The organism is Agrobacterium vitis, assembly GCF_037039395.1.
In the GTDB taxonomy this organism is placed as follows: domain Bacteria; phylum Pseudomonadota; class Alphaproteobacteria; order Rhizobiales; family Rhizobiaceae; genus Allorhizobium; species Allorhizobium vitis_E.
The window spans coordinates 2,185,001-2,198,642 of the sequence record NZ_CP146242.1; the positions used below are offsets into that span (position 1 = coordinate 2,185,001).

The window sequence follows — 13,642 nt, forward strand, 5'->3', positions numbered from 1 at the left end:
CTGACCTCCAGCTAAGGTCCCCAAGTCATGGCTAAGTGGGAAAGGATGTGAGGATCCCAAAACAACCAGGATGTTGGCTTAGAAGCAGCCATCATTTAAAGAAAGCGTAACAGCTCACTGGTCTAAATAAGGGTCTTTGCGCCGAAAATGTAACGGGGCTAAAGCCATGCACCGAAGCTGAGGATTTGCAGTAATGCAAGTGGTAGCGGAGCGTTCCGTAAGCCTGTGAAGGGACAGTCGTGAGACATCCTGGAGGTATCGGAAGTGCGAATGTTGACATGAGTAACGATAAAGGGGGTGAGAGACCCCCTCGCCGAAAGACCAAGGGTTCCTGCTTAAAGTTAATCTGAGCAGGGTTAGCCGGCCCCTAAGGCGAGGCAGAAATGCGTAGTCGATGGGAACCACGTTAATATTCGTGGGCCTGGTGGTAGTGACGGATCACACAAATTGTACAGTCTTACTGGATTGATTGTGCAGTGGAGTGGTTCCAGGAAATAGCTCCACCGTATAGACCGTACCCGAAACCGACACAGGTGGTCAGGTAGAGTATACCAAGGCGCTTGAGAGAACTATGTTGAAGGAACTCGGCAAATTGCACGCGTAACTTCGGAAGAAGCGTGACCCCTTTTTACGCAAGTGGAGAGGGGTGGCACAGACCAGGGGGTAGCGACTGTTTATCAAAAACACAGGGCTCTGCGAAGTCGCAAGACGACGTATAGGGTCTGACGCCTGCCCGGTGCTGGAAGGTTAAGAGGAGAGGTGCAAGCTTTGAATCGAAGCCCCAGTAAACGGCGGCCGTAACTATAACGGTCCTAAGGTAGCGAAATTCCTTGTCGGGTAAGTTCCGACCTGCACGAATGGCGTAACGACTTCCCCGCTGTCTCCAACATAGACTCAGTGAAATTGAATTCCCCGTGAAGATGCGGGGTTCCTGCGGTCAGACGGAAAGACCCCGTGCACCTTTACTATAGCTTTACACTGGCATTCGTGTCGGCATGTGTAGGATAGGTGGTAGGCTTTGAAGCTTGGACGCCAGTTCGAGTGGAGCCATCCTTGAAATACCACCCTTATCGTCATGGATGTCTAACCGCGGTCCGTTATCCGGATCCGGGACAGTGTATGGTGGGTAGTTTGACTGGGGCGGTCGCCTCCGAAAGAGTAACGGAGGCGCGCGATGGTGGGCTCAGACCGGTCGGAAATCGGTCGTCGAGTGCAATGGCATAAGCCCGCCTGACTGCGAGACTGACAAGTCGAGCAGAGACGAAAGTCGGTCATAGTGATCCGGTGGTCCCGCGTGGAAGGGCCATCGCTCAACGGATAAAAGGTACGCCGGGGATAACAGGCTGATGACCCCCAAGAGTCCATATCGACGGGGTTGTTTGGCACCTCGATGTCGGCTCATCGCATCCTGGGGCTGGAGCAGGTCCCAAGGGTTTGGCTGTTCGCCAATTAAAGCGGTACGTGAGCTGGGTTCAGAACGTCGTGAGACAGTTCGGTCCCTATCTGCCGTGGGTGTAGGAATATTGACAGGATCTGTCCCTAGTACGAGAGGACCGGGATGGACATATCTCTGGTGGACCTGTTGTCGTGCCAACGGCATAGCAGGGTAGCTATATATGGAATGGATAACCGCTGAAGGCATCTAAGCGGGAAACCAACCTGAAAACGAGTATTCCCTATCAGAGCCGTGGAAGACGACCACGTTGATAGGACGGGTGTGGAAGCAGGGTAACCTGCGAAGCTTACCGTTACTAATAGCTCGATTGGCTTAATCGTTCTCATTGACAATGCTCATCGACTTCCTCGATGAGCCATCTGTTTAGCGCTCACGCATGAGCGGCTCGTATACGAGCCTATGCTCCGCGAGGGCGCCGAACGATCGGCGACGCGCTTTGCGCTTGCGGACTTCGTCCGAAGGCGCCAAGCAAAACGTCGACGAATGACGTGTTCACAAAAAAAACGGGCAACGCCCGCCAGCTTCTCACATATGCAAAGCATCAATACGGTTCCGTATTAACGCTTTGGCACCCTTCTGAGCGCAAGCGAAGAAGATGGGTTTGCCAAAGAAAAGGGAACACTATTGATGCGAAGCATCAACATTGCCCTTAGCTGACCTGGTGGTCATGGCGGGGCGGCCGCACCCGTTCCCATTCCGAACACGGCCGTGAAACGCCCCTGCGCCAATGGTACTTCGTCTTAAGACGCGGGAGAGTAGGTCGCTGCCAGGTCTGCTAATGGCAATGTTGATAAATACATCAAAACACTCTTCTCTCACACACTTCGGCCCTGCCGAAAACCTCGGGCCGCGCAAGCGGCTCTTTCGCTTTAAAGCCCCTGAAATACGAGGCAAAAATAACAAAACTCGACATCTTACCGCCCACAAAACCCGGGTGGTAACCCAAACAAAAATCGTTTGATCTGTCGAAATATATCCCAAACGGGATGCAAGAATGGTAACGCGGGGTGGAGCAGCCCGGTAGCTCGTCAGGCTCATAACCTGAAGGCCGCAGGTTCAAATCCTGCCCCCGCAACCAATCCCCCGCTATACCAACCCTGCTATAACATCAAAGCCCCCAACGGGGCTTTTTGGCGTTTCTTGGCTTCACTTGCGCCAACACGGCACTCACCATAGCGCTCCACAATCCCCCAGACGTCACTTTCCACAATCCTGAACGATGCGCAAACTCATCCGCATCCGCCAACTGGAGCAAACCTAAACGAACAAATTCAATGCCTATAACTCAAATTGTAACGTCCAGATTTTGGCGAGATTCCAGGGCCTTCACGCCCAGAAACTCTTCAGCGTCGCTCAGTTTCAAACGTCTGAAGGCATCATTCAGCCAAAGGTATTAGGGTGTAATTCATAAGTGATCTCTTCTATTCACGAATCCTTTATTGTTCTTCACAATAATCGGTTTGTCGACTTTTGAGGAGCCTATGAATTCGCCTGGGTCATACTTGGCGAGTGACACTCACCTTCGATCCAGATTGATAGACTTATTGTAACGCGTTGGATGGCTCACCATGTCCTTATACACACAGTTCAAAAAATCGTCCCGAGCACAGCTAGCAATTACAGAGATCGAAAATCTGACGCGCAGCATGGCTGATGGCGACACGTCACGTCGCGCCCAGGTGGACGTGGCGACCGGCGAGGCAAAGAGCTTGCTGGATGCGGTCAACAGATTGCTCGACGCCGCTATGCGCCCGGTTTCTGAGTCTCCGTGAAGCCACGACCCGCATGGCAATTGACCATGACAAGGGCGATATTGATGCCATTCTTCCGGTCGATGCCTTCAAGGGTGATCTTTCCGTCATAGCGAAGGGCATCAACGAAATGGTCGCTGGCCATATCGCCGTTAAAGTGAAGGCAATGGCCTGCGTTCAGGAGTTCAGCGACGGGAATTTTGAGGCTACGCTTGAGCGGTTCCCGGGCAAGAAAGCATTCATCAATGACACGGTGGAAACTTTGCGTGGCAATCTCAAGGGCTTTATCGCCGAGATGAATCGCATGTCAGCGGAGCACGACAAGGGTGATATCGATGTCTTCGTGCCTGTAGAGCGGTTTAAAGGCGACTTTGCGGTGATGGCGAAGGGCGTCAACGACATGGTCAATGGCCATATCGTCGTCAAGAAAAAGGCCATGGCCTGCATCAAGGAATTCGGTGAAGGCAATTTCGAGGCGACGCTGGAGCAATTTCCAGGAAAGAAAGCGTTCATCAACGAAACGGTAGAAACGCTGAGGAACAATTTCCGAGACATCGTTACCGAAATCCAGCGTTTAACCGTGGCGTCTACGGCGGGAAATCTGAGCGAGCGAGGCGTGGCCACCCGGTTCGTCGGAGATTTTGCCAAAATGGTTTCCGGTATAAATTCCATGCTGGATGCTATTCTGTTGCCAATTGGTGAGGGCAATAGAGTGCTTAATCTCGTCAGCATTGGCGATCTGACAGAACATGTCGAAATTGCCTGTGAAGGCGACCATCAGAAAATGAAAGACGCAATCAATTCATTGGTCGACAATCTGACCAGTTTTGCGACGGGCGTCGCCACTGCGGCTGATCAGGTGACCAGCGGCAGCCAGGCGCTCTCCTCCACCTCCGAGCAGCTCTCGCAGGGTGCGACAGAGCAGGCCTCTGCGGCTGAGGAGGCCTCGGCGTCCATGGAGCAAATGGCCGCTAATATCAAGCAAAACGCTGACAACGCATCCCAGACAGAGAAGATTGCCCGCCAGTCTGCGAAAGATGCCGAGTTATCCGGCGAGGCGGTTGATAAAGCCGTCAATGCCATGCGCACGATTGCTGAAAAGATTTCCATCGTTCAGGAAATCGCTCGTCAGACAGATCTTCTGGCGTTGAATGCCGCCGTTGAAGCGGCTCGTGCCGGTGAGCACGGTAAAGGCTTTGCTGTTGTTGCATCCGAAGTGCGCAAGCTTGCTGAACGTTCTCAGGCAGCAGCAGGGGAGATCAGCGGCCTGTCCGGTGAGACCGTCAAGGCAGCGACCGCAGCTGGCGAAATGCTGAACAGGCTCGTTCCTGATATTCGCAAGACCGCCGAACTCGTCTCGGAAATTTCTGCCTCCTGTCGTGAACAGGATCTTGGAGCCTCCCAGATCAACGAGGCCATTCAGCAATTGGATAAGGTCACGCAGCACAACGCCAGTGCCTCGGAGGAAATGTCGGCCACCTCTGAAGAGCTTGCGTCTCAGGCAGAGGAATTGCAGTCTTCGCTCACTTTCTTCCAGACGGGAGACAGTAGCGATACTCAGACACGCAAATCCAGGGGGACCGTTGCGCCAGTCCGCAGTGCAGTGCCATCGGCCCAGCCAGTCCGCAAGCCAATGGCTAATCGTTCCGTTGCAGCGCAACAAGCTCGCGCGAAGGGTTTTGCACTCGATCTTTCCATGGGTGGGCCGGACGCAGAAGATGATCGCTTCCATCAACTCACTTAATAGCAAGGTCACTTGCCTAAACGACCATAATGAATGCCGATAATTGAAACTCCCAACGGTTCAAAACCCTGGGAGAGTTCAGGGCGCGACATCTTGAAATGTAGTGGTGAGCAGAACAATCATTCAGATGGCTTGGTGGTCAGTGGCCAAGTCATCTGGCCTCGTAATTGTCATGGGAGAGTTCCTCAACAACGCGGTCCTTACTCTCCGCTGCGAAGATAGCCGTTGCGAGAGCACCTATCAGCAGAATTACCGCGAAGGCCTCCTTACTCCAGGGACGCGCCCGAGCAGTGCGTCGCAGCGGCGCTTCAAACAAACATGCCTCAAAGCCAAAATTTGGTATGCCGATTAACAGACGATGCAATAACGCTACCAAGGTGCAGCTCAATTTCGGGTTCGTTTTGAACCAATAATGAGCTGCTCCTTGGTCATCAAAATTTGGCACGTCTGACAGACGTCATGAGGCAAAGCTGGTGTCAGTGACGTGCCAGTTTCAATCATCATTCCACGTAGTATTTGTTGTATTGCTTGCGGAATTTCTCTGAACCGCCAAAGTCGCTATAGCGGGTCAGCGTTTGCATATCGGTCTTGTTCAAGAGAACGCCAAGCACCTTGTTGCTGATATGCGGTTCTGCTTCGAGTAGATCAGATACCAGCTTCTTAGGCGTCTTGCCCCATTCGACCACGAAGACGAAACCATCTGCCAAGGGCGCGAAGGCCTTTGCATCAACGACCGGGCCGAGCGGCGCAAGGTCGACGATAATGTAATCGAACGACTGTCGGACATTTTCGAGCAAGGCATTCATTCCGGGCGATGCGATGAGCTCGTTGGTATGGGCCAGAGATCGGGCTGCCGCGCCGGGTACGATGGGTAGGACGGCGAGTTTCGTTTCCTGATCCACCTTGATGCAATCCTGCCAGGAAACCTCACCAAGCACGGCCTGCACGAGGCCGGTTTTCGGGGCTGGCTGCAGGAGCCGGCTGAGGCTCGGATTGCGCAAGTCAGCGTCGATCAGCAATGTCCGCTTACCGCTGGAGGCAAGCAGAACGGCGAAATTTGCTGCAACCGTAGACTTACCCTCGCCAGGAAGCGCCGACAGAATACCGATAACGCGGCTTGTCTTGCCCTGTAGGATAATATCGGTGGCGAGCTTGGTGTTTCGCAGGGTTTCTGTGAAAGCGGACCGGGGCGCTTCGATCACGGTTCGCATCATTCTGTCGAGCGACACGTTTTCCGCGCCAGGAACGACAGTTGCTCCCTTGGGCGCTTTTTGACGCCAGCGGGCGAGTTTGGGGTTGATTGCCTTTTTCAACTTTGGACCGAGACGGGGCAGGTAACCCAGCGATTTTTGGCCAAGTGTGGTGCGCACATCGCTTTCCAGGCGGAAGTACCGTTCCTGCATTTCCTGGAGAAAGGCCAGCCCGGCACCGGCCATCAGCCCGAGAACCATGGAAAGGGCGATTACCATTGTCTTTTTCGGGCTGGATGGGGAGACGGGTATTCCCGCCTCCGAGATAACCCGCGCTTTGGCTGCTGGCAGGGACTGGCTTTGGCTGGCCACTTCGTAGCGGTTCAGGAAGGCTTCGTAGAGGGTTTTGAGCGCTGACGATTTCTGCTCGAGCTCTCTCAGATGCACAAGTGATCTATTGGCGTCGGAATTGGTGCCGGTCAACTTCTCCAAGCTCCCGCGCAGCGATTGCTCGCGCGACTTGGCGACGTCGAATTCATTGCCATAGCTTGACGTCAGCTGTTGCAATTCCTGGAAAATCTGGCCGCCGACATTGTCTTTTTCAGCCTTCAGCGCTTTGGCCTGTGGATGAGTTGGACCAAAATTGGCAACAATATCCTGTTCACGCTTTTCGATCGACAAATACCGGCTTCTCAGATCTTGCAGGACTTGATTGGCGCCGGCCTGTCCGGAAACGATGGCATTCTTGACCGCATTTTGCGGGCCTTGCGTGACGATGCTTTTATATTGCTCGTAGCGGGCCTGGGCGCTTGCCGCATCGGCCTGGGCAACGATCAGCTGTTTGTTGAGGTCGGTCAACTGCTGTTCCGACATCAGTTCGCCGCCCGTTTGGGTCAGGCCGTTTTCTGCCTTGTATTTTTCAACGTCCAGCGAGGCTAGCTGGGCACGCTTTGCCAGATCGTCCAAGCGACCTTGCAGCCACAGTGTTGCCCGCTCACTGGCGTCGAAATTGGCATTCAACTGATCGGTCAGAAAGGCATCTGCGTAAGCTTTGGTGACTTTCGCCGACAGAAGAGGGTCGGGAGAGCGATAGGATACGGCGATGACCGCACTGCGCATCACCCGTTCCACGGTAATGTTCTGCTGTAGCATGGCAGCGGCCTTGCCGCGCTTGCCGGCTGCAATTTCCGCATCGGTCAATTTCGGACCGGGGCTGACCAGCCTCTTTACGGATCGCAACATGTCCTTGACGAAGGATACCGGTGAGGCGGGAGGATTGGTGACCAGCTCATTATCGCTGAGCTTTGCCTCGTCGACAACCCGCAGGGCCATGCTGTTGGATTTGAGGATTTCCACAGCGCTCGCCAGTTCGGTATCGGCCTGGGAACGGTCACCGGGCGCTGCCTTGTCGTCTTGCGTGTAGCGCGACAGGCTGTCATCCAGCAGGATCTGCGTCATCGACGTATAGTAAGGTGTCGTGAAGAGGAGATAGGTGACGCCGAGCATCACGAAGAGGGCGATCGACAGCCCGACGATCCTGGCCCTGCGCACGGCAATGGTCAGCAATCGATCAAGATCGATAAAGGAATCGGCTTCAGGCTGCTCCCGTTGCAGAACGGCTTTATAGGGATAACTTCTCTCGTTCATGGGGCGGCTCTTCATAATTCGTTGCGGAACATAGTTTGGTCCAAGGATGTCTCGGCGGCACCAGGCATAAGCCGGAAACCGGCTTCAAACGTGGTTGAGGCATGGATGGCTGTCAGGAAAAGACCTCCGCTGACCTGCCAGGATCGATTTAGGGTTCGTCTCCCGCCAATGCCGTGCGGGCGGGAGATCTCCGTCATGGCATGGTCGGTCAACGGACAGATGGACCGCCGTGACTGCTCATGCACATTGGAAAAACTCACACTCATACAGCACTCCAAACCCTTGATCTCGGCAGATGCCCGTTTCCTGGCTTCATCAGAATGGGAATGATCCGATGCTGACGAAGCAAATTGTAGAACAATGTTGATATTCCGATGCCTGATGTCATCCATGACGAACAGACCAGGCCAAGGCACTTTATATCCAAGCATCGTTTTCGCCTTAAATCGATTTCGGACTTAAGGAACTTGCACTATAGGACGTCTTGGTCCGCCTGAATACGGCCTTCATGCGACGGAACCAATTCCTTTAAAAAAGAGTAAACAGCGCAGGTCAAGATCGCTTCTGGTTGGGACAAGGGCTTCATTGATTTTGGCATTGGTGTGCAAAGATCCATGTCACTTCTCTCTAAAGCAGCGTTAGCCCTTGATTGGCGGATCGGCAGAAGAGGTAGCGGCTTTTGATGTCCGGTCTTTCTGCAGGCTCTTTATCAGTCGCTGGAGACGAACGGAGATTGGCATTTTCAGATGGCGCAGCGCCAAGGGATTGGCAAGGGCGGTCTTGATAACACCCGACAGCGATCGTGCCTTGAGACTATCGATCAGATTTATGAAAGCACGCGCTTCCCTCAGGCTGCGGGTTCGGGCCGTCTGGGCCGCAAGCGCTGCCCCTTTCAGCGGATAGCGGGAGATGAAACCGGCATCTGCGGCCATCATTGCATCGACATGATGGAGGCGAAGCACCCGCGAGATCGAACCCTCCCTGATATAATAGAGGTAACCCGCAGTCGGCTCTATCGTGCAGATCGCATTCTCGGCCAAGGCCGAAGCCAGCAGCAGATAATCCTCGCCGATTCTCAGGCTCTCGTCAAAACGCAGGCCTTTGTCATTCAGGAAACTGCGCAGGAAAACAGGCTTCATATAGCCGAAATTATGCTCGGATCGGAACAGGATGTTGGAGCCGATAAACCGCGCCAGATCGATTTTGCCGATATGCGCCAGCGCGTCTTCCAGAAACATCGTCCGGCAGGTGCCGTTCATGTCGATCACGTCGAGATTATCGACGACGACCTGGGCATTTTCGTCCTCTGCGCGCTCGATCATTCGAAACAGCCGCATCGGTTTGAATGTGTCGTCTGAATCCAGTACGGCGATCCAGCGACCACGGGCGGCATCTATTGCTGCATTCCTGGCACCACCCGGCCCCTTATTGCGTTCCAACGCGATCAAGCGAACGCGGGGATCGGTGAGGGCAGCAACCCGGTCGCGGGTATCGTCGGATGAGCAATCGTCGACAACAATTACTTCGACTGTGACATTGACTTGCGACAGGGCGCTTTCAATGGCGCGCTCAATGGTTTCACCGGTATTATAGGCGGCAATCAACACCGTGACGTCGGGGGTCCAGGCGATCATGGCTTGGCAGTCTCCAGCGATCCGTATTGGTGGATTTCACGAAAGCCGAGAATGCCGGAGACGGCGCCGAGATGCAGGATGCCGCGCAGGACGTAGCGATGGCGATGGATTGGCATGAAGGCGAAAACCAGTGCGGCCAGAAAGCAGAAAATAGCCTTTGCTCCGGCCATCAGGATTGCCTTGAATTTCGTCAGGGTTCCCTGGCCTTCAGCCACCAGCCGGCCATGGGTCTGGCCCATGCGGTAGCGGCGCTTGGCCAACCAGTCGAACCGGCTGCGCGATGGGGTCACGGGTTCATGGAGAAGGGCGTTTTCGGCATAGGCGATCCTGCCGCCATTGCGGTATATATAGGTGAAATACTCGGTATCCTCACCGCCGGTCTTGCCCAGCGCCAGGTTGAAACGGCGCTCGGTAAGGCGTGGTGAACGCAGATCGAGAAGCACGTTGCAGGTATAGCCAGTGCGGATTTCACCGCCGACAAAGACCGGGAATGTCGAGTGAAAATCGCCTTTGCGCATCCATTCCGGCGCGTTGTCACTATAGTCCGCCTTGACGGGACCAAGCACGGCATCGGCACCGGTTTGGCGGGCGACCGTCAACAGTTCGTTCAGCCAGCTTTCCGTTGCGGTCTCGTCATCATCGATAAAGGCAAGGTAATCGGCATCGCTGGCATCCAGGCAGGCATTGCGGGCGATGGATATGTTGCCAGCCGGGCAATGGACATAAATCAACCCGCAGGGAAGACGCGGGCGCAGGCTATCGACCAGGGATGCGGCGCTGGGCGTCTGGTCATTGTCGGCAACGATGATGCGCAGGGACACACCGGTGGGAACGTCGATCATGGCGAGCGACAACAGAGCGGTCTCAAGCTCGGGCCGCCGGAACGTGCAGATGCCGATATCGATGCGGATGGGATGGGCGGCATTCATGACGCAACCTCTTGACTGGGCGGCAGCGGATAGGTTTTGCGGTTGCGAAAATCCAACATTTCCCGCCAGAAACCGGCTGACCAGGCGAAATGCATGATCATTGCCGAGACGGCAGCCAGCGGCCCAAGCGGCTGTCGCTCGCCGATGGCGAGCCAGACGCCGTAGCCCAGGCAGGCCAGCGCCCAGACGAGAAGCGGGATGAGGGCGAGCCAGCTGAACACGCACAGCAATGCGAAAACGGCAACCGGCGCCACGGCCAGCGGAATGAGCTGACGCAGGCTTGGACGAGAGCGATGTTTCAGGAAATTCTGGGCGCGACCGCGGCCATAGCCAAAATATTGCCGGTAGAGCGGCAAGGGGCTGGAGCGTGGATAATAGACCATGCTGGTATTGGCGGTCATCCAGACACGAAAGCCGGATTTATTCAGTCGGTAGTCGAATTCCGCATCTTCGTTATGACGGAACGATTCGTCATAGCCGCCAATCGCTTTATAGGCGGCTATGCGGATCAGGGCGTGATGGCCGTGATCCGTCCAGTGACTTTGGGCGCCAGTGCGATGTTTGGAGCCACCGTTGCCGAGCTTGGAATTCTGAGCCAGGGCCGTTGCCTTCTGGAACGTTCCGAAGCCAACCGTCAACATGCCGACCACGACGGAATCAGCCCCGGTTTCCAAGGCCTCAGTCACCAGTGTCTGGCAATAATCTTCAGGATAGGTGCCATGGGCATCGATGCGAATGATATAATCGTAATCAGCGCCGAATTGCGCAACGGTCAAGTTGACGGCGGCGCTCTGGATCTTCTTCGGATTGTCGATCAGCCGGACCTTGGAATTTACAGCGGAAATGCGCGAAACGATCGCCTGGGTCTGATCGCGGCTGCCGCCATCTGCCACGACGATTTCAGCATTCAGATCGTCAAGCGCCTTGGCCAGATTGGCGATGACGCCCGCGATGTGCTTTTCTTCGTTGAGGCAGGGGATGACGATCAGGCATCTTACGGATTTGAGCTTGTCAGCCATCATGAACGTCTACCTTGTTCGAAAGGGTTGGCTTGGTTGAAAGAATCGGCGCCTTCAGGGCGCTTGAATTGAGCGAGCGGGAGGCAACGGGATCTGCTGGAAGCGCTGCAAGTCGGCGCACCAAAGTCTCGCAATCGGCTCTGGTAAGCGTGAAACTGTGTGGGTCCTGGGCGGCTACCGCGTCGAAGGCGGACTGATAACGCTCGGCAGTCATGGTTTCAAACAGCGAAACGAGGGAGGAGACGCTTGCATCCGGCAATTCAAAGCCGATGCCCTTGCGGGCCAGATAGCGTGCCGTCTCAGTCCCTTTCAGGGCAATAGGAACAGTGCCATAGCGGCATCCTTCATAGAGCCGGTTCGGCAAAAGCCAGCTTGAATTCTGGCCTTCCTCGTAGAAATCGATGGCCCAGACGAATTGAACCTGCTGATAAATGCCGGCCAGGTCCTCGGGATTTTTGTAGGGTCCATGAAAATTGACATGCGGTTCACGCGCGACCTGCGCATCGAAATTCTCAAACTCGATATGGGCTGGCCGTCCGCGCATCTCGACAATTGCCGAACCCTGCATTGACCGGGTGAAATCACCGAGCAGTTTAAGGGATTTCGAACAGCGCAGGGCGCCGAACCAACCAATGCGCCAAGGCTGGCCGGGAGCTGGAACCCGCGGTGTCAGCGCCAGTGACGCGTCATGCCCTGAAAGGTCAAGCACCTGGTTTTCAAGCAGCATGGTCGGTAGATCGAGACCTGAAAGCGGCTGAAAATACTGCTCGACAAAGGCAGGAGAACTGGTGATCAACAGGCTTGCCTGGCGACCGAGCCGCGCTTCCAGACCCCGCAGCGATTTGCCGAGGGGATCATTGCGCAGCATCAGCCGATGAATGTCGAGACATTCATAGACCATCGGCACAGGGGCACCGAAAATATGGCGGGCGCGACGGCCGATGGCCAGCATTTCGAGATTGCGGGCAATGATCACATCCGGGCGCGGCAGATGGCCAAGTTTAGCGGCGGCTGACAAGCTTGCTTTCAACACCGTTGCCGCGCGGTGGGCAAACCGGCCATCGGCGGTTATTCCAAGCTCAATCGGCTGAACCCCTTCCACCGCGGCCAATTTGTTTTCATCGCGGCGAAAGCCAGCCAGCATCACGTCCGCACCGCCGGCACGCAACATCATCACCCTGCGGCGAATGGCAGGATCGGCAAGGTCATGCGCAAGGTATAGCACACGTATGGTCATTGGCCCCCTTTGTGCAATTGCGAGGAAACCTCTCTCAAAGAGGATCCGGTTTCCCGCGCCAAATTGCGTCTTCATGGAAAGGTAAGCCACCCATGGCTTACCTCGCCCCCTGTCCTGTTTCAGTGATGCGGCATGTTTTTCCTGAACCTTACCCGGATCAAGCCATGATGCAGCAGTCTGGCAATCTGCGTCCCTATCGAGGTAAGGCCGCTCTCACATTGCTTGGTCTCAATTCAGTGTGCAGGCGACCGATTCCGGGAACTGGCATTTGTCGCCCAGCGCCGTGAATGCCACTCGCTCTACGGTCATGGTCTGCGGGCCGGAATAGGAAAACGACCCCATCCAGTCCTTCAAAGTATCCGTACCCCAAAGGCTAAAGAAGATCTTTTGGGTGTGGCTCGGCAGCTTGGCCGGATCGGTCACATCCTGAACCAGCTTGCCGTTGACATAGTAGCGCAAGCGCTCCTTTTCCCAGACAAAGGCATAATCGTTGAAGCCCTTGTTGGCGCCGTTATCGACGGCAGCCATTTTTTCATTGCCACCCTTGGCCGAGATATACTGGTTGACCTGAACCTGGCTCAGGTTTTTGCCGAGGATCTCGAAATCGATCTCGTCATGGGGAGATTTGTCGCGTGGGCCGATGAAGGTGAAAAAGGCCGAGTTCAGCCCGGACGCATCGGCGGTCTTCAGGCGCGCCTCATAGGTGCCATAGCTGAAGCGCTGCTTGGTCTGGATTTCGGCACAGGAATACTGACGCTCGCCCAGGGGCTTGTCGTCAAATGTCAATTCCAGATGGCCATCCTTGATTTTCACGTTTTTCTTGGTCCACGTGCAGTTCTGATGCGGTCCGTTATTCCAGCCGTCGGAAATATACCAGCGTTTTAAATCCAGTTTGTCAAATGTATCGACAAAGGACTGGCCTTCGGCGGGCTGCTGGGCATGGGCTGTGGACAGGGTCATCAAAACCGTGGCGCCGAAAGCAGAGGCGCAGAGTAGCCGAGAAAACAGACCTCGGAAAAGCGAGGGGTGGTTCAT

8 protein-coding genes, 1 tRNA gene, 2 rRNA genes and 1 pseudogene (1 of these 12 only partly in view) are annotated in these 13,642 nt (G+C 55.1%); 5 read left to right on the plus strand and 7 right to left on the minus strand.

Annotated elements, in window-relative coordinates:
• The 5 genes and pseudogenes from V6582_RS12785 to V6582_RS12805 form a co-directional block, all read left to right on the plus strand.
• Positions 1 to 1,776 (plus strand): 23S ribosomal RNA (locus tag V6582_RS12785) (it extends 1,137 nt beyond the left edge of the window).
• Positions 1,777 to 2,113: 337 nt separating this feature from the next.
• Positions 2,114 to 2,228, plus strand: a 5S ribosomal RNA gene (gene rrf / locus V6582_RS12790).
• Between the two features lie 229 nt (positions 2,229 to 2,457).
• A tRNA-Met gene (locus V6582_RS12795) sits at positions 2,458 to 2,534 on the plus strand.
• A 490-nt stretch (positions 2,535 to 3,024) separates the two neighbouring features.
• Positions 3,025 to 3,228, plus strand: coding sequence for a hypothetical protein (locus V6582_RS12800; protein WP_349508871.1), 204 nt, complete (start codon positions 3,025 to 3,027; stop codon positions 3,226 to 3,228).
• A 13-nt stretch (positions 3,229 to 3,241) separates the two neighbouring features.
• A pseudogene (locus V6582_RS12805) lies at positions 3,242 to 4,951 on the plus strand (methyl-accepting chemotaxis protein); the annotation flags it as partial.
• Positions 4,952 to 5,451: 500 nt separating this feature from the next.
• On the opposite strand, the gene V6582_RS12810 reads toward V6582_RS12805, so the two are convergent.
• The 7 genes from V6582_RS12810 to V6582_RS12840 form a co-directional block, all read right to left on the minus strand.
• A complete protein-coding gene (locus V6582_RS12810; RefSeq protein WP_156634674.1) occupies positions 5,452 to 7,788 on the minus strand; it encodes a polysaccharide biosynthesis tyrosine autokinase in 2,337 nt (778 codons plus the stop codon).
• Positions 7,789 to 7,799: 11 nt separating this feature from the next.
• A complete protein-coding gene (locus tag V6582_RS12815) occupies positions 7,800 to 8,219 on the minus strand; it encodes a hypothetical protein (protein ID WP_156634673.1) in 420 nt (139 codons plus the stop codon).
• 207 nt (positions 8,220 to 8,426) lie between these two features.
• A complete protein-coding gene (locus tag V6582_RS12820; protein ID WP_156634672.1) occupies positions 8,427 to 9,422 on the minus strand; it encodes a glycosyltransferase family 2 protein in 996 nt (331 codons plus the stop codon).
• Complete coding sequence (locus V6582_RS12825) at positions 9,419 to 10,351, minus strand: glycosyltransferase (protein WP_156634671.1); 933 nt, start codon at positions 10,349 to 10,351, stop codon at positions 9,419 to 9,421. Before V6582_RS12825 ends, V6582_RS12820 begins: the two co-directional genes overlap by 4 nt.
• Entirely contained in the window at positions 10,348 to 11,373 is a 1,026-nt protein-coding gene (locus V6582_RS12830; RefSeq protein WP_156634670.1) for a glycosyltransferase family 2 protein, read from the minus strand. The genes V6582_RS12825 and V6582_RS12830 overlap by 4 nt, the downstream gene beginning before the upstream one ends.
• Positions 11,363 to 12,607, minus strand: a complete 1,245-nt coding sequence (locus V6582_RS12835; RefSeq protein ID WP_156634669.1) for a glycosyltransferase — start codon at positions 12,605 to 12,607, stop codon at positions 11,363 to 11,365. The genes V6582_RS12830 and V6582_RS12835 overlap by 11 nt, the downstream gene beginning before the upstream one ends.
• A 228-nt stretch (positions 12,608 to 12,835) precedes the next feature.
• A complete protein-coding gene (locus V6582_RS12840) occupies positions 12,836 to 13,642 on the minus strand; it encodes a family 16 glycosylhydrolase (protein ID WP_156634668.1) in 807 nt (268 codons plus the stop codon).

Excerpts from the sequence above, each read along its gene's own strand:
- V6582_RS12820 (WP_156634672.1), bottom strand. The coding sequence starts at position 9,422 with ATGATCGCCTGGACCCCCGACGTCACGGTGTTGATTGCCGCCTATAAT.
- V6582_RS12815 (WP_156634673.1), bottom strand. The coding sequence starts at position 8,219 with ATGCTTGGATATAAAGTGCCTTGGCCTGGTCTGTTCGTCATGGATGAC.
- V6582_RS12825 (WP_156634671.1), bottom strand. The coding sequence starts at position 10,351 with ATGAATGCCGCCCATCCCATCCGCATCGATATCGGCATCTGCACGTTC.
- V6582_RS12810 (WP_156634674.1), bottom strand. The coding sequence starts at position 7,788 with ATGAACGAGAGAAGTTATCCCTATAAAGCCGTTCTGCAACGGGAGCAG.
- V6582_RS12840 (WP_156634668.1), bottom strand. The coding sequence starts at position 13,642 with ATGAACCACCCCTCGCTTTTCCGAGGTCTGTTTTCTCGGCTACTCTGC.
- V6582_RS12800 (WP_349508871.1), top strand. The coding sequence starts at position 3,025 with ATGTCCTTATACACACAGTTCAAAAAATCGTCCCGAGCACAGCTAGCA.
- V6582_RS12830 (WP_156634670.1), bottom strand. The coding sequence starts at position 11,373 with ATGATGGCTGACAAGCTCAAATCCGTAAGATGCCTGATCGTCATCCCC.
- V6582_RS12835 (WP_156634669.1), bottom strand. The coding sequence starts at position 12,607 with ATGACCATACGTGTGCTATACCTTGCGCATGACCTTGCCGATCCTGCC.